The 15,344-nt window shown below is 63.6% G+C and carries 19 protein-coding genes; 15 read left to right on the forward strand and 4 right to left on the reverse strand.

All coding sequences use genetic code 11. From position 1 onward, the window contains the following. Positions 1–31: 31 nt before the first annotated feature. On the forward strand, positions 32–556 hold the full coding sequence (locus tag RFM52_RS18805; RefSeq protein WP_320295846.1) for a hypothetical protein: 525 nt from the start codon (positions 32–34) through the stop codon (positions 554–556). A gap of 62 nt (positions 557–618) precedes the next feature. Beyond that, the gene (gene purB, locus RFM52_RS18810) at positions 619–1,926 is read left to right on the forward strand and encodes an adenylosuccinate lyase (RefSeq protein ID WP_320295847.1); all 1,308 of its coding nucleotides are present in this window, start codon (positions 619–621) and stop codon (positions 1,924–1,926) included. Between the two features lie 248 nt (positions 1,927–2,174). Here purB and RFM52_RS18815 read toward each other — a convergent pair whose 3' ends face one another. Beyond that, entirely contained in the window at positions 2,175–2,987 is an 813-nt protein-coding gene (locus RFM52_RS18815) for a VOC family protein (protein WP_320295848.1), read from the reverse strand. 202 nt (positions 2,988–3,189) lie between these two features. On the opposite strand from RFM52_RS18815, the gene RFM52_RS18820 reads away from it, so the two are divergent. After that, positions 3,190–3,747: an RBBP9/YdeN family alpha/beta hydrolase gene (locus tag RFM52_RS18820; RefSeq protein ID WP_320295849.1), complete on the forward strand. Its 558-nt coding sequence runs from the start codon at positions 3,190–3,192 to the stop codon at positions 3,745–3,747. Between the two features lie 7 nt (positions 3,748–3,754). Here the strand turns inward: RFM52_RS18820 and RFM52_RS18825 are convergent, their stop codons facing one another. Beyond that, complete coding sequence (locus tag RFM52_RS18825) at positions 3,755–4,528, reverse strand: HpcH/HpaI aldolase family protein (RefSeq protein ID WP_320295850.1); 774 nt, start codon at positions 4,526–4,528, stop codon at positions 3,755–3,757. Positions 4,529–4,684: 156 nt separating this feature from the next. After that, positions 4,685–5,005 (reverse strand): DUF1476 domain-containing protein, encoded by a 321-nt coding sequence (locus RFM52_RS18830; RefSeq protein WP_320295851.1) that lies wholly within the window; start codon positions 5,003–5,005, stop codon positions 4,685–4,687. 273 nt (positions 5,006–5,278) lie between these two features. Here RFM52_RS18830 and purC point away from each other — a divergent pair, with 273 nt between their 5' ends. The 6 genes from purC to RFM52_RS18860 all read left to right on the forward strand — a co-directional run bounded on the left by purC (position 5,279) and on the right by RFM52_RS18860 (position 8,435). Beyond that, positions 5,279–6,073 carry a phosphoribosylaminoimidazolesuccinocarboxamide synthase gene (gene purC, locus RFM52_RS18835; RefSeq protein WP_040995384.1) on the forward strand — a complete coding sequence of 265 codons (795 nt, stop codon included), beginning with the start codon at positions 5,279–5,281 and terminating at the stop codon, positions 6,071–6,073. Between the two features lie 64 nt (positions 6,074–6,137). Then, positions 6,138–6,377 carry a phosphoribosylformylglycinamidine synthase subunit PurS gene (gene purS / locus RFM52_RS18840; RefSeq protein WP_320295852.1) on the forward strand — a complete coding sequence of 80 codons (240 nt, stop codon included), beginning with the start codon at positions 6,138–6,140 and terminating at the stop codon, positions 6,375–6,377. A gap of 18 nt (positions 6,378–6,395) precedes the next feature. Then, positions 6,396–6,650: a hypothetical protein gene (locus RFM52_RS18845; protein ID WP_320295853.1), complete on the forward strand. Its 255-nt coding sequence runs from the start codon at positions 6,396–6,398 to the stop codon at positions 6,648–6,650. After that, positions 6,647–7,315 carry a phosphoribosylformylglycinamidine synthase subunit PurQ gene (purQ, locus tag RFM52_RS18850; RefSeq protein ID WP_320295854.1) on the forward strand — a complete coding sequence of 223 codons (669 nt, stop codon included), beginning with the start codon at positions 6,647–6,649 and terminating at the stop codon, positions 7,313–7,315. The genes RFM52_RS18845 and purQ overlap by 4 nt, the downstream gene beginning before the upstream one ends. A gap of 39 nt (positions 7,316–7,354) precedes the next feature. Continuing rightward, entirely contained in the window at positions 7,355–7,765 is a 411-nt protein-coding gene (locus RFM52_RS18855; RefSeq protein WP_320295855.1) for a hypothetical protein, read from the forward strand. A 7-nt stretch (positions 7,766–7,772) separates the two neighbouring features. After that, a complete protein-coding gene (locus RFM52_RS18860) occupies positions 7,773–8,435 on the forward strand; it encodes a Pr6Pr family membrane protein (RefSeq protein ID WP_320295856.1) in 663 nt (220 codons plus the stop codon). 4 nt (positions 8,436–8,439) lie between these two features. On the opposite strand, the gene RFM52_RS18865 is transcribed toward RFM52_RS18860, so the two are convergent. After that, on the reverse strand, positions 8,440–8,781 hold the full coding sequence (locus RFM52_RS18865; protein ID WP_430699251.1) for a DUF1127 domain-containing protein: 342 nt from the start codon (positions 8,779–8,781) through the stop codon (positions 8,440–8,442). Between RFM52_RS18865 and RFM52_RS18870 the strand changes: the two genes are divergently transcribed. From RFM52_RS18870 to RFM52_RS18895, 6 genes are all read left to right on the forward strand, one after another. After that, the gene (locus RFM52_RS18870; RefSeq protein ID WP_320295857.1) at positions 8,780–10,189 is read left to right on the forward strand and encodes an aminotransferase-like domain-containing protein; all 1,410 of its coding nucleotides are present in this window, start codon (positions 8,780–8,782) and stop codon (positions 10,187–10,189) included. The two genes, RFM52_RS18865 and RFM52_RS18870, sit on opposite strands and share 2 nt — an antisense overlap. Before the next feature lie 150 nt (positions 10,190–10,339). Continuing rightward, positions 10,340–12,571, forward strand: coding sequence for a phosphoribosylformylglycinamidine synthase subunit PurL (gene purL / locus RFM52_RS18875; RefSeq protein ID WP_320295858.1), 2,232 nt, complete (start codon positions 10,340–10,342; stop codon positions 12,569–12,571). Beyond that, a complete protein-coding gene (locus RFM52_RS18880; protein WP_320295859.1) occupies positions 12,568–13,092 on the forward strand; it encodes a hypothetical protein in 525 nt (174 codons plus the stop codon). The genes purL and RFM52_RS18880 overlap by 4 nt, the downstream gene beginning before the upstream one ends. A gap of 95 nt (positions 13,093–13,187) precedes the next feature. Next, positions 13,188–13,421 carry a BolA family transcriptional regulator gene (locus RFM52_RS18885; protein ID WP_320295860.1) on the forward strand — a complete coding sequence of 78 codons (234 nt, stop codon included), beginning with the start codon at positions 13,188–13,190 and terminating at the stop codon, positions 13,419–13,421. A gap of 151 nt (positions 13,422–13,572) precedes the next feature. Beyond that, on the forward strand, positions 13,573–13,908 hold the full coding sequence (gene grxD, locus RFM52_RS18890) for a Grx4 family monothiol glutaredoxin (protein WP_320295861.1): 336 nt from the start codon (positions 13,573–13,575) through the stop codon (positions 13,906–13,908). A 161-nt stretch (positions 13,909–14,069) separates the two neighbouring features. Then, positions 14,070–15,335, forward strand: a complete 1,266-nt coding sequence (locus RFM52_RS18895; RefSeq protein ID WP_320295862.1) for a multidrug effflux MFS transporter — start codon at positions 14,070–14,072, stop codon at positions 15,333–15,335. The last annotated feature ends 9 nt before the right edge of the window (positions 15,336–15,344 follow it).

Below are 15,344 nucleotides of genomic sequence, written 5' to 3' on the forward strand. Positions count from 1 at the left end.
GTCACCAGACGCGCGACAGAGCTCGCCGCTCATGACGCCGCTGCAGCAGGTTCCCTTGCGCCGCGGTGTCACGGACCGGTTGCATGCCGCCGTTCCGTCGGCAAGCGAGGCTGTTGTCGGAACTTTGCTCTGGGGCGCCGCCATGGGTGCGAGCGCGCTGGCAAGCCTTCTGCTGGCCGGCTGGGAGACACCTGACAGAATCCGTTTCGTCGCGCTGCTTTATGTTCTTGGCGGAATGCTTGCGTTTCCGGTTGGGTTGACGCTGGCCAGGCTGGCTTCTCGCGGCCGTCAATGGGAAACAGCCTTCGCCGCGGCATTCGTGTGGCTTCTGGCGGCAACGCTCGCCTTCACCGGCGGCCTGTTCGCGCTGCAATATCGCTCCTATTATGCCGAGTGGCATGCGCCGGCATTCACGCTGACTTGGGCATTCGAATTCGCCTTCACCATGCTGACCGCGCTCTACCAGTTCGTGGTGCTTGGCGTTCGGCTCTATTTTCCGCTGGGTTTTGCGGCGCTTGTCGGGGTCAGCATCTGGTTTACGCGGCAGCGACGTTGAGCATCGGGCCCGCCTCTGTTAGGACGCGGCCAGCGCTTATCTAGGCAGGACTTAAAAAACGAATGATCCCTCGCTATTCCCGGCCGGAAATGGTCGCCATCTGGTCGCCCGAAATCCGCTTCCGCATCTGGTTCGAGATCGAGGCGCACGCCTGCGATGCGCTGGCGGAGTTGGGCGTCATCCCGAAGGAAGCGGCAAGGACCATCTGGGAAAAAGGCGGCGCCGCCAAATTCGACGTCGCCAAGATCGACGAGATCGAACGCGTCACCAAGCATGACGTCATCGCATTCCTGACCCATCTCGCCGAATTCGTCGGACCGGATGCCCGCTTCATCCACCAGGGCATGACGTCGTCGGACGTGCTCGACACTTGCCTTGCCGTGCAGTTGACGCGGGCCAGCGACATCCTGCTTGCCGACATCGACGGCCTGCTGGCGGCGCTGAAGCGCCGCGCCTTCGAGCACAAGGACACCGTCACCATTGGCCGCAGCCACGGCATCCATGCCGAGCCGACCACCTTCGGCGTCAAGCTAGCGCAGGCCTATGCCGAGTTCTCGCGCTGCCGCGAGCGACTGGTGCACGCGCGCGAGGATATCGCCACCTGCGCCATTTCCGGCGCCGTCGGCACCTTCGCCAACATCGAGCCCTATGTCGAAGAGCATGTGGCGGCAAAGCTCGGGCTGAAGCCGGAGCCGGTGTCGACCCAGGTCATCCCGCGAGACCGCCACGCCATGTTCTTTGCGACGCTCGGTGTTATCGCCTCGTCGGTCGAACGCCTCGCCATCGAGATCCGCCACCTGCAGCGCACCGAGGTGCTGGAAGCGGAAGAGTATTTCTCGCCGGGGCAGAAGGGCTCGTCGGCGATGCCGCACAAGCGCAACCCGGTGCTGACCGAGAACCTCACCGGCCTCGCCCGCATGGTGCGCGCCTACGCCATGCCGGCGATGGAAGACGTGGCGCTCTGGCACGAGCGCGACATTTCGCATTCCTCGGTCGAGCGCATGATCGGGCCGGATGCGACGGTGACGCTGGACTTCGCGCTGGCGCGCCTGACCGGCGTCGTCGACAAGCTGCTCGTCTACCCCGAGAACATGGAGAAGAACCTCAACAAGTTCCGCGGGCTGGTGCATTCGCAGCGCGTGCTCCTGGCGCTGACCCAGGCCGGCCTGTCACGCGAGGACGCTTATCGGCTGGTGCAGCGCAACGCCATGAAGGTCTGGGAGCACGGCGCCGATTTCCTCGAGGAACTGCTTGCCGACAAGGACGTGACGGCGGCCCTGCCCGAAGCCGAAATCCGCGAAAAGTTCGACCTCGGCTACCACACCAAGCATGTCAACACGATCTTCAGGCGGGTGTTCGGAGAGGCTTAAGGTCGGGTAAGAGTTGCCCGCCAGCGCCAAGCTGGAACACCCCTCATCCGTCTTGTCGTTTCACGACAAGCCACCTTCTCCCACAGGGGGAGAAGGGGGAGTTTGGCACTACGTCTCCGCAAATCACCGACGCTTGCAATTAGCGGTAGCGCTGGCGCGGCCTTCCCTTCTCCCCTTGTGGGAGAAGGTGGATCGGCGCGACAGCGCCGAGACGGATGAGGGGTGCTCCAGCTAGGCGCAGCCCTCTGTTACGCCTTCCCAGGCACCGTCCTGATCACCGTGCCCCACGGATCCTCACGGCTCGTCTCGGCCTTCGCATTGTCCGAACGCATCTCGACCCAGGCGAGGCCCGAGCGGGACGGATCGCGGCGGCCGGCGCCGGCGCTCTGCCAGGCATTGGCGCCGATGTGATGATGGTAATGGCCGGACGACAGGAACACCGCCTGGCCGCCATATTTGGCGACGGTGTCGAAGCCGAACTGGTCATGCCACCAGGCCTCCGCATCTTCCGGCCGGCCGACGCGCAGATGCACATGGCCGACAATGGTGTTTTCCGGCGCGCCCTGCCAGCCGGCATCACCCGCCGGCACACTGCCGACAACCGCCGGCAGGTTCAGCCGCTCGGTCGCCATGGCGATCTTGTCGCCGTTCCACTTCCAGTCCTGCGGGCGGCGGTCGGCATAGATCTCGATGCCGTTGCCCTCCGGATCGGTCAGATAGAGCGCTTCGCTGACCAGATGGTCTGATGCGCCCTCGATACCGATGCGGTTGGCGGCGGCGTGGCTGATCCAGCGGCCGAGATCCGCCCGCGACGGCAAAAGGAAAGCCGTGTGGAAAAGCCCGGCGCTGCGTGGATCGTCAGGCTTGGCCGAAGCATCCGGCTCCAACACCAGCAGCGGCCGGTTGGCGGCACCAAGCGCGATCGCACCGTCGGCACGGCTCAGTTCCTGCAGGCCGACAACGGCGCGGTAATAGGCGGCCAGGCTCTCGGCGTCGCGCGCCTTCAGCCCGACACGCGAAACGCTGACCGGGGTGGTCGCGGCAAAAGGCAGTTCGCTCATCAAACTCTCCGTTCGGGCGGCGCCTGATCCCAACATGGGGATTTTCCTGGCCACCAGCAATTGTTCCTTCTTCTCCTTCCAAATCGTCGATTGCGATCGTTCACACAAGACAGCAAGAATCGAACAGGTTGTTCACAATTGTGATCACTCCGAATTTTCCGACAGGGTTGCAGCCAAGAAGGACGCTCGCTACATCGGCGCCATGAAAGTCAAAGACGCAGATATTCTGATCGTGCCGGGCTATACCAATTCCGGTCCCGAGCACTGGCAGACCCGCTGGCAGTCGAAGCTGTCGACGGCCCGCCGGGTCGAGCAGGCGGAATGGACCAAGCCCGTGCGCGAGGACTGGACGGCGAGCGTTGCGAGCGCCGTCAACGAGGCCGAGCGGCCGGTGGTTCTCGTCGCGCACTCGCTAGGCGTCGCGGCTGCGGTGCAGGCCATCCCGCAATTCAAGAAGCCGATTGCCGGCGCCTTCTTCGTCGCGCCGCCGGATGTCTCCAATCCGGAAATCAGGCCGAAACATCTGATGACCTTCGGCCCTTATTCGCGCGATCCCCTGCCCTTTCCGTCCATCGTGATCGCCAGCCGCAACGATCCGTTCTGCGCCTTCGAGGTCGCCGAGGACATTGCCGCCGCCTGGGGATCGCTCTTCATCGACGCCGGCGAGGCCGGCCATCTCAACCACGACGCCGGCTTCGGCCCATGGCCTGAGGGTTCGATGACTTTCGCCAAGTTCCTGACGGAATTGAAGCAGCCGTAGGCCGCGTTCAGCTTCCTATGGAATCCCGCATGCTCTTCAGCAGCGTCTTGGCGCCAAGCGAGATCAGCGTGTGATCCGAGCCCATGGCTAAAAGCCGGTAGCCCATCGACACGACGCGGCCGGCGATTGTCGGTTCGATGACGTAGATCGCGGCATGCTTTCCGGCCTTGCGCGTCCGCTCGGCGATCGACGCGACCGTCTCCATCATGCTTTCCAGCGTCGAATTGATGGTGGTGCCGTTCGACCAGGCGATCGAGAAATCCGACGGACCGACGAAGATGCCGTCGATGCCGGGCGTGTCCAGAATGCCGTCCAGCGCCTCGAATGCCGCCCGTGTCTCGACCATCGCGAAAGCCATGGTGCGCTGGTTGGAATCGCGCAACCATTCGGCATGGTCGCCCTTGCCGTGGCGCGGGAAGGCATAGGTCGGGCCCCAGGAGCGCTCGCCCAGCGGCGGGTATTTCATCGCCGCGGCGAACTGCCTGGCATCGGCCACGGAGTTCACCATCGGCGCGATCACCGCCTCGGCGCCGAAATCAAGCGCGCGGCTCGCCATGTCGAAGCGTCCGACCGGAATGCGCACCAGCGCCGGCTTGTTGGCGGCCAGCACCGGCACCAGCCCGCGCAGCACGCTGTCCTCGTGGTGGCCGCCATGCTGCATGTCGAGGGTGACGGCGTCAAAACCCTGCTTGGCGATGATTTCGACCGTCAGCGCGTCCGGCACGCCCGACCAAGCGGTGAACAGCGTTTCGTCGGCGGCCAGGCGGGACTTGAGCGACATCGGAACTTTCCTTGTTAACAATCCGCAGTTTCGGTCGGAAACCACGCCAACGCAAAGAAAAACCGCCCGGCTTGGCCGGGCGGTCGATTGGTCCAGTCAGAGCAATTCCAGGAAAAGCGTGAAGCGGTTTTCCGGCGACATCATGCCCGTGCAGCCTCAGGTGTTCTTGATCTGCTCGATCGCCTGCGCCATCAGCTCATCCATGGTGCGACGGATCTGATGATCGGACTGGTTGACGCCGGCGGCGTCGAAATCCTGGCGGATCTTGCGGAAGACATCGTGGTCGCCCGCTTCCTCGATATCGGAGACCACCACTTCCTTGGCATAGGCCTCGGCATCGGCGCCGGATTTGCCCAGTTTCTCGGCGGCCCACAGGCCAAGCGCCTTGTTGCGCCGCGCCGCAGCCTTGAAGCGAAGTTCCTCGTCGAAGGCGAATTTGCGCTCAAAACCCTCTTCGCGGTCTTTCATGCTGCTCATGGCGTCCCTCCGATCAATCCGATTCGCTTGGCGGTGTATATGTGTGTTGGGCAAGCACAAACCAAAAGGCCGCGGGCCGGTCAATATGCTTCGTCGCATGCTGCGCTGCGGCATTTCAGTCCCGAAAGCGGTTGATTCGCGGGATTTGCCGATTGAGCAAACAAGACGATTGCGATAACACCGGCATTGAACGCCGCCTTCGCCATACTAATTTAGGCAGACGGACAGGAACTGGTCACTCGCCGCCTGCCCGCAGATCCAGAGAAAAATCAGATGAAAAATCGCCGCCGCATTTACGAAGGCAAGGCCAAGATCCTCTATGAAGGACCTGAGCCGGGGACGCTGATCCAGTTTTTCAAGGACGATGCCACCGCCTTCAACAAGAAGAAGCACGAAGTTGTCGATGGCAAGGGCGTGCTCAACAACCGCATTTCCGAGCACATCTTCAACCACTTGAACCGGATGGGCATCCCGACCCACTTCATCCGCCGGCTCAACATGCGCGAGCAGCTGATCAAGGAAGTCGAGATCATCCCGCTCGAGGTCGTCGTGCGCAACGTCGCCGCCGGCTCGCTGTCCAAGCGCCTCGGCATCGAGGAAGGCACGGTGCTGCCGCGCTCGATCATCGAATTCTACTACAAGGCCGACGCGCTCGACGACCCGATGGTGTCGGAAGAGCACATCACCGCCTTCGGCTGGGCCAGCCCGCAAGAAATCGACGACATCATGGCCCTGGCCATCCGCGTCAACGACTTCCTGTCCGGCCTGTTCCTCGGCGTCGGCATCCAGCTCGTCGACTTCAAGATCGAATGCGGCCGCCTGTTCGAGGGCGACATGATGCGCATCGTCGTCGCCGACGAGATCTCGCCCGATTCCTGCCGGCTGTGGGATGTCGCCACCCAGGACAAGCTCGACAAGGACCGCTTCCGCCGCGATATGGGCGGCCTGGTCGAGGCGTATCAGGAAGTTGCCCGCCGTCTCGGCATCATCAACGAGAACGAGCCGCCGCGCCCGACGGGTCCGGTGCTCGTTGCCTCTTCCGAGGCGCCCAAAGGTCTGAAGCACTAATATTGACGGGCCTGCCGGACACGGCAGGCCTTTTTCCCAAACGACTGTCTGCCCAGGAGTATCGATGAAAGCCCGTATCACCGTGACCCTCAAGAACGGCGTTCTCGACCCGCAGGGCAAGGCGATCGAGCATGCGCTCTCCGGACTGGGCTTCGACGGCGTCGGCCAGGTGCGCCAGGGCAAGGTGTTCGACATCGAGCTCGCCGGGGCCGACAAAGCCAAGGCCGAGGCCGACCTGAAAGCCATGTGCGACAAGCTTCTGGCGAACACGGTGATTGAGAATTATAGTGTTGCTATAACCTGAGGTTGTAGCGGAGGCACAATGCCGGAAGCCACGAACGAATTGATGTTCGAGCTGTTGAAACGGGTCCATCACGAAATCGGCGAACTTCGCCAGGATGTGTCCGAAGCCAAGCGTGAGTTGAACGTGATGCGAGGTCACATGGTGGCCACGCAGAGTGATATCCATAACATCTATGGTATTCTTGGCCGTCAGGACGAGCGACTCGAACGCATAGACCGCCGTCTCGACTTGCGGGAACTTGCCGAAAATCAGAGGCCTTTCGAACCAAAATGAAATCAGCCGTCGTCCTCCTGCCTGGCCTCAACCGCGACCGCGACATGATCGCGGCGCTGACCAAGATTTCCGGCCAGGCGCCGGCGACCGTCTGGCAGACCGACACGGAAATCCCCGATGTCGACCTGATCGCCATCCCCGGCGGCTTCTCCTTCGGCGATTATCTGCGCTGCGGCGCGATCGCGGCGCGCATGCCGGTGATGCGGGCGGTCGCCGAAAAGGCCGCCAAGGGCGTCACCGTCATCGGCGTCTGCAACGGCTTCCAGATCCTGGTCGAGGCCGGGCTGCTGCCCGGCGCCCTGATGCGCAATGCGTCGCTGAAGTTCGTCTGCCGTCAGGTGAAGCTCGAGATCGCCAACGCCAACACCATGTTCACCCGCCGCTACCAGCCGGGACAGATCATCCGCTCGCCGGTGGCGCATCACGACGGCAACTACTTCGCCGATGCCGAGACGCTCGCCCGCCTCGAAGGCGAAGGCCAGGTGGTGTTCCGCTATGCGGACGGCACCAATCCCAACGGCTCGATCAACGACATTGCCGGCATCGTCAACGACAAGGGCAACGTGCTCGGCCTGATGCCGCATCCCGAAAACCTGATCGAGGCCGCGCATGGCGGCAATGACGGACGGGCGCTGTTCGAGAGCGCGCTCGGCATCGCGGCTTGATCCTTTGACATCCTATCGGAACGCGGGGGCGGACTGACCATGAGACTGACGATTGCGCGCCTTGCTCTCCTGGCGGCGGCCGGGCTCGCCTTGGCTTCCTGCCAGTCCAGCCCCAAGACAACGCCGGTTCCGTCAGGCAAGAGCGCCTCGCTGCTTGCCATGGAACAGGTCGCCATCGCGGCGCATAAATGCTGGATCGCCAGCAAGGATCCGGCCTTCAAGACCTATCAGATGGCCAACGAGCTCAATTCCTACAGCGGCACGCCGCGCTTCCTGCTGGTGCCCGCCAAGCATTATGGCGGCAAGCCGCTGCTGGTCGTTCAGGCGCAGGGCAACTCCAGCCGCGTCGACGTGTTCGGGCCGCTGATGAATGAACCGCTCGGCGCCCGCATCGGCTCAGACGTCGCCCGCTGGCAGGCCGGTAATCCGTCCTGCACGGCTGCCGCGTAAGATTGCCATGGGCCGGTTCCTGCAGATCGCGGGACTGGTTGTCGGGCTGGTCGGGCTCGTCCTGCAGGCTGCAATCACCATTCCTGCGTCGATGGCGGCGGGGCGCAGCCTGCTCGGCTCGATCGTCTTTCTCTTCAGCTTCTTCACCATCCTGACGAACATCGCGGCGGTGATGGTGCATGCTTCGCTGCTGTCACCCGCCGGCTATGCCTGGTTCCCGGCCTTCGCCGGGCCACGGATGCGAACCGGCGTGGCGGTGGCCATCACGCTGGTTTTCATCGTCTACGCCACGGTCCTGGCGAAGCTCTGGCAGCCGCAGGGTTTGTTCCTGCTCTGCGACGTCCTCTTGCACTACGTGGCGCCGGCGCTGTTCGTGCTGTGGTGGCTCATTGCCGGAGCCGACGGCGCGACGCGCTGGCGCGATATCTCCTGGTGGATGATCTACCCGCTCGCCTATCTCGCCTACGCGCTGATACGCGCGCCCTTCGCCGGCGAAGTGCCCTACCCGTTCCTCGACACTGCCAAGAACGGCGCGGCCAGCGTCGCCGTTTCGGCGCTGGCCATCACTGGGTTGTTCATCGCATTGAGTGTACTCGCCGTGTTTGTCGATCACGGCATCGGCAGGCTGCGGGGAAAGCCTGCAACCCGGACGGAATCTGGCCGAAGATAGGCCGTCATTCCCAGAACGCCCGGATGCCCTCGCGATAGGCGTCGCAGCGCGAGATGCCGATATCCTTCAACTGATCGTCCGTCATCTCCATCAGCGCGAGGCGGCCGCGCCGGCGCTGCAGCATGCGATCGATTTGTTTGGCGACGGAACGGACCACAAATACCAGGCGGCCGATGAAGCCGCGGCGGCTCTGAGGATCGGCCTGCGCGCCAAATGCCGGACCGGCGGAGCGAATTGTGTCGATTGTATCCATTTCCGTTCTACCTTGTCTCGATTGTACCTTTCCAATCGCCGGTTCGATATGGATTGACTCATTACGCGGTGCAATATAGAAAATTGTCACCATGACAAATTGGCTCCCTGACCTCTCCTCTGGCTCCGGTCCGCTCTATCAGCGTCTTGCTGACAGCATTGAGTCAGATATCGACAAGGGCGTCATCGATGCCGGTGCAAAACTGCCGCCGCAGCGCGACCTCGCCTATGACATCGGCACGACGGTCGGCACCATCGGCCGGGCCTATCAGCTGCTGCGCGAACGCGGTCTGGTGAGCGGCGAGGTCGGGCGCGGCACCTATGTGCTTGGACAGCGTACGGAGACCCCGAAATCCGATGTCGAGCCAGGCTTGCAGGGCACGCGCCCCATCGACGCGCCGAGCGGCAAGCTGCGTTTCGACAGCACCGCCGCGCCCGATGTCGGCCAGGGCGCCGTGATTGCCGACGTGCTGGCGCGTACGGCGCAGGAGCATCCGCACGACATTTCGAGCTACACGCGGGATTTTCCCGAACGCTGGTACGAGGCAGGCAGCCGCTGGCTGGCGCGCAATGCCTTCCGCCCCTCGCCCGATTCGATCGTGCCGACGCTGGGCACCCACGCCGCGGTCATGGCTGCGATCGCAGCACTTACCATGCCCGGCGACTATGTGGTCTTCGAGCATCTCACCTATTCGCAGATCGCACGCAGCGCCGGGCTGATCGGCCGCCGCACGGCGCTGGTTTCGACTGACGACGACGGCATCGACCCGGACGATTTCGAGCGCGTCTGCGCGCAGAAACATCCAAAAGTGATGTTCCTGATGCCGACCGCGAAAAACCCGACCCTGGTGACGCTCTCGGCGGAACGGCGGCAGGCGATCGCGCGGATCGCACGCGAGTACAATGTCGCGCTGATCGAGGACGATCTTTACGGCGAACTCACCGACGACCCGACGCCGCTGCTGGCCGAATATGCGCCGGAGCGCACCATCGTCGCCGGCGGCTTGTCCAAATCCGTCGCCGCCGGCGTGCGCGGCGGCTGGCTTTCCTGCCCGCCGGCCTATCGCCATCGCATCCGTGTCGCGCATAAGATGATGACCGGCGGCCTGCCTTTCCTGCTGGCCGAGGTCGGTTCAAGGCTGGTGATGTCGGGCCAGGCGGGCGAGATACGCAAGCGCTGCATTGCCGAAATCCAGGCGCGCCTCGCCATTGTGCGAAGTGTGCTGGCGGGGTTCGACATCAAGGCAAGGGACAACGTGCCCTTCCTCTGGCTGACCTTGCCGGACCCGTGGCTGTCCGGCACCTTCAAGAATGCCTGCCTGGCGCAAGGCGTGCTCATCGACGACGAGGACGAGTTCAAGGCCGGCCGCTCCGAGCAGGTCTTCCACGGCGTGCGCTTCGGCGTGTCGCAGCCCCGGCAAAGCAAGGATGTCGCCGGCGGCGTCGCCGTCATCCGCCGCCTGCTCGACGAAGGCCGTGCCGGCTACGACAGTTTTTCCTGATCGAGCCGGCAAGCCCCAGACCCTTGTGCATCGCCGCGGAGGCAGTTTTCCGGCGTTTTTCATCATCCAATGGGGGTGTATCGCGCGAAAGCTTGCGATAAGAGGAGACTCAAAGAACCTCCCCTTTCCCACGGACAAAAATCGCCGCTCATGACCATTTCCAATTCCGTGCCGATCACCCCCGAGCTCGTCGCCGCGCATGGGCTGAAGCCCGACGAATACCAGCGCATCCTCGATCTGGTCGGCCGCGAGCCAAGTTTCACCGAGCTCGGCATCTTCTCGGCGATGTGGAACGAGCACTGCTCCTACAAGTCCTCCAAGAAATGGCTGCGCACGCTGCCGACCAGCGGCCCGCAGGTGATCCAGGGTCCGGGCGAGAATGCCGGCGTGGTGGATATCGGCGACGGCGACTGCGTCGTCTTCAAGATGGAGAGCCACAACCACCCCTCCTACATCGAACCTTATCAGGGTGCCGCGACCGGCGTCGGCGGCATCCTGCGCGACGTCTTCACCATGGGTGCCAGGCCGGTTGCGGCGATGAACGCGCTGCGCTTCGGTGCGCCGGACCATCCGAAAACCCGGCATCTCGTTGCCGGCGTCGTTTCCGGCGTCGGCGGCTACGGCAATTCCTTCGGCGTGCCGACGGTCGGCGGCGAGGTCAATTTCGACGCCCGCTACAACGGCAACATCCTGGTCAATGCCTTCGCGGCGGGCCTCGCCAAGACCAACGCCATCTTCCTGTCGCAGGCCAAGGGCGTCGGCCTGCCGGTCGTCTATCTCGGCGCCAAGACCGGACGCGACGGCGTCGGCGGCGCCACCATGGCTTCGGCCGAATTCGACGACAAGATCGAGGAGAAGCGCCCGACCGTGCAGGTCGGCGATCCCTTCACCGAGAAATGCCTGCTGGAAGCCTGCCTCGAGCTGATGGCGTCGGGCGCCGTCATCGCCATCCAGGACATGGGTGCGGCCGGCCTCACCTGCTCGGCGGTCGAGATGGGCGCCAAGGGCGATCTCGGCATCGAGCTCGACCTCGACAAGGTGCCGGTGCGCGAGGAGCGCATGAGCGCCTATGAGATGATGCTGTCGGAAAGCCAGGAGCGCATGCTGATGGTGCTGCGCCCCGAGAAGGAAGAGGAGGCCGAGGCGATCTTCCGCAAATGGGGCCTCGACTTCGCCATTGTCGGCAAGACCACCGACGATCTGCGCTTCCGTGTCCTTCATCAGGGCGACGAGGTCGCCAATTTGCCGATCAAGGACCTCGGCGACCAGGCGCCGGAATATGACCGCCCATGGGTCGAGGCGCAGAAGCCCGCGCCGCTTGCCGCCAACGATGCGCCGAAGGCCGATGTCGCCGATGCGCTGCTGAAAATGCTGGGCGGGCCGGACCTCTCCTCGCGCCGCTGGGTGTGGGAGCAGTACGACACGCTGATCCAGGGCAATTCGCTGCAGCTTCCCGGCGGCGACGCCGGCGTCGTCCGCGTCGAAGGCCATCCGACCAAGGCGCTGGCCTTCTCCTCCGACGTCACGCCGCGCTACTGCGAGGCCGACCCTTACGAAGGCGGCAAGCAGGCCGTGGCCGAGTGCTGGCGCAACCTCACCGCCACTGGCGCCTTGCCGCTCGCCGCCACCGACAACCTCAATTTCGGCAATCCGGAGCGGCCCGAGATCATGGGCCAGTTCGTCGGCGCCGTAAAAGGCATCGGCGATGCCTGCCGCGCCCTCGGCTTCCCGATCGTCTCCGGCAATGTCTCGCTCTACAACGAAACCAATGGCCGCGGCATCCTGCCGACGCCGACCATCGGCGGCGTCGGGCTGATCGCCGACTGGTCGAAGATGGCCCGTATCGGCTTTGCCGCCGAGGGCCAGATGATCGTGCTGGTCGGCGCGCCGCCGAGCTGGGGCAGCCATCTCGGCCAGTCCGCCTATATGCGCGACATCCATGGCCGCGCCGACGGTCCGCCGCCGCCTGTCGATCTTGACCATGAGAAGCGCGTCGGCGACCATGTGCGCGCGCTGATCGCCTCCGGCATCGTCACCGCCGCCCACGACGTCTCCGACGGCGGCCTGGCGATAGCGCTGGCCGAAATGGCGATGGCCTCCGGCATTGGCGCCACGATTCCCGGCCTTACAGGCACCGATCCAATCCCGGTCTGGTTCGGCGAGGACCAGGGCCGCTATCTGCTGACGCTGTCGATCGACCCGCAAAGCGGCGAATGGGACAGGATCCGCGAGGAGCAGGGCAAGCTCGGCATCTTCGCTCCCTGGATCGGCACCACCGGCGGACGTGAGTTGAAGCTTGGCGAGGCACGGTCGATCCCGGTCAGCGAGCTGACCGCCGCCCATGAGGGCTGGTTCCCGCGCTTCATGGACCAGGCCAGTTGACGAGGTTAACCGCCAGGGCGCTGATCGCAGTCGTCTTCTGGCCGTGCCTGTTCTTCTTCTGGTTCCTCGGACCGTTCGTGCTGTTCCTGCTGTCGACAACCTCGAGCGAGGTGTGTCCACTGCTGGAAACCCGCGCGCAATTCCTCGCCGCGGCCAACGGCACGCTGCCGATGCTCGTCGTGCAGAACCTGATCTACGCGGTTCCGGTCGTCTGCCTGGTGCTGTGGAACAGGCTTTCTCCGGAGCCTGCGCGGGCAAGGCACGTCGCGACCTGCATCAAGCTCTTCGCCGTCGCCGTGGTGATTGGGGCGGTTTGGGAATATGGCTCGTCCTTGACCTGCGACGGCTACGGCCAGCCATTCTTCTCACCCGCATGGCAGATGACAAGCTACCTTCCGATCTTCAGCCTGTTGATCAACATCCCGCTCTACGTTCTGGTCTTCAGTCTCGGCCGCGCCTATTCGACGCGCGATGACATCACCGAAGACGGCGTGGTTCATTCCAGCCGGGACAACGCCTAAGTCCCTTCCGCCGATGGAACGGCTTCAATCCGGGCCGGAAAGGCTTTAGGCTCACCCGAGTCACACTACGTGCCCGCTTGAAACAGGATTTTGCCATGGCAATGAATGCCCACGACATCGAAAAACTGATCAAGGAAGGCATTCCGGACGCCCAGGTGACGATCCGCGATCTGGCCGGCGATGGCGACCATTACGCGGCCGAGGTCGTTGCCGAGAGTTTCCGGGGCAAGAGCCGCGTGCAGCAGCACCAGATGGTCTACAACGCGCTGAAGGGCAATATGGGCGGCGTGCTGCACGCGCTGGCGCTGCAGACCAGCATTCCCGACTGAGCGCCGTCGCCGCTCAGGCTTAGCCCAAAATCGCGTTATCCCTTGCGCCATCGGGCCGGCGTCGCGGCTAACGTCTTGTTTCAGCCAACCTATGGGTTTATTTGAAGGACATGCTTCGAGCCTGACTCCCACAGGCGTGAAAGGATTGTCCATGACCGCCATCAACGACTACATCGACAATGAAGTGAAGAGCAACGACGTCGTGCTCTTCATGAAGGGCACACCCGGCTTCCCGCAATGCGGCTTCTCCGGCCAGGTGGTGCAGATCCTCGACTACATCGGGGCCGACTACAAAGGCGTGAACGTGCTCGACTCGGCAGAATTGCGCCAGGGCATCAAGGATTATTCCAACTGGCCGACCATCCCGCAGCTCTATGTGAAGGGCGAATTCGTCGGCGGTTGCGACATCGTGCGCGAAATGTTCCAGGCCGGCGAATTGCAGGACTTCCTGGTCGAAAAGGGCGTCAGCGTCAAAGGCGCGGCCTGATTTTCAAATTTTTGCTCGCCGGCGCGGAGGCCAACCCTCCGGCCGGCAAGCATCGCCCGGGGCCGCCCCCACCTCGGCAATTGTGACCCGAATATCGGGGATGAAACGAACCAGCGCGCCGGCCAGCCGGTGCTTGTTCGTTTGAAAGATCGGACTTTGCCGTGGACAAGCAGGTAGAAGCGTCGCAACGGGCAAGCTTGCCCATTCCGCGCTGGGAATTCATTGCGCTTTGCGCGGCGCTGATGGCGCTCAACTCCTTGGCCATCGACATCATGCTGCCGGCGCTGCAGCAGATCGGCGCCTCGCTTGGCGTCGAGAGCGAGAACCACCGCCAATATGTCATCACCGCCTACATGCTCGGCTTCGGCGGCGGACAGCTTTTGTTCGGGCCCATTTCGGATCGCTTCGGACGCCGCGCACCGCTGGTCTTCGGCCTGGTGGTCTATGTCGTGGCCGCGGCGGCCGCCGCCATAGCGCCCAGTTTCGCGTTGTTGCTGACCTGGCGTCTCATCCAGGGCATCGGCGCGGCCGCGACCCGCGTCATCGCCGTCTCGATCGTGCGCGACACGTTCGAGGGCCGGCGCATGGCGGAGGTGATGTCGCTGATCTTCATGGTGTTCATGGCGATCCCCGTCATCGCGCCCGGCATCGGCCAGTTCGTCATGCTGTTTGCCAGCTGGCACTGGATTTTCGTGACCATGGCCATCGGCGCGCTGATCGTGTCGACGTGGTCGCTGCTACGCTTGCCGGAAACACTGCATCCGGAATATCGTCGGCCGCTGACGGTAAGCTCCGTCATCGGCGGTTTCCGTATCGTTCTGACCAATCGACTGACGCTTTGCTACGCGTTTGCCAGCACCTTCATCTTCGCGGCCATGTTCGGCTTCATCAGCTCGGCCCAGCAGATCTACATCAATATCTACCACGTCGGCGAGCTGTTCCCGTTGATCTTTGCCGGCGTCGCCGGCGTGCTCGCCTTTTCCAATTTCCTGAACTCGCGGCTGGTCGGGCAGATCGGCATGCGCCGCCTGTCGCAAGGCGCACTATTGATCTTCCTGTGCATCAGCCTTGCCTGGCTGGTCGTCTCGCTCGAAATGCGGATGCCGCTCTGGCTGTTCGTCACCTTCTTTGCCGGCGCTATGCTGCCTTTCGGTGGGCTCGGAGCGAACTTCAATGCGCTTGCGATGGAGCCGCTCGGCGAGCTCGCCGGCACGGCGGCATCCATCCTGGGCTTCATGCAGACGTTCCTCGGCGCCCTCATCGGCGCGGCGATCGGGCAAGCTTATAATGGTACTGTCACGCCCTTGGCCGCCGGCTTCTGCAGCGTCTCGGTCGCGGCGTTGCTGATGATCCTGATTGCCGAGCGCGGCAAGATGTTCCAGCCGCAGAATGCCCCCGTTTCAGGGCACATTACCGATCTACACTAACAGCATAGA

Source organism: Mesorhizobium humile (assembly GCF_033977215.1).
Classification (GTDB): domain Bacteria; phylum Pseudomonadota; class Alphaproteobacteria; order Rhizobiales; family Rhizobiaceae; genus Mesorhizobium; species Mesorhizobium humile.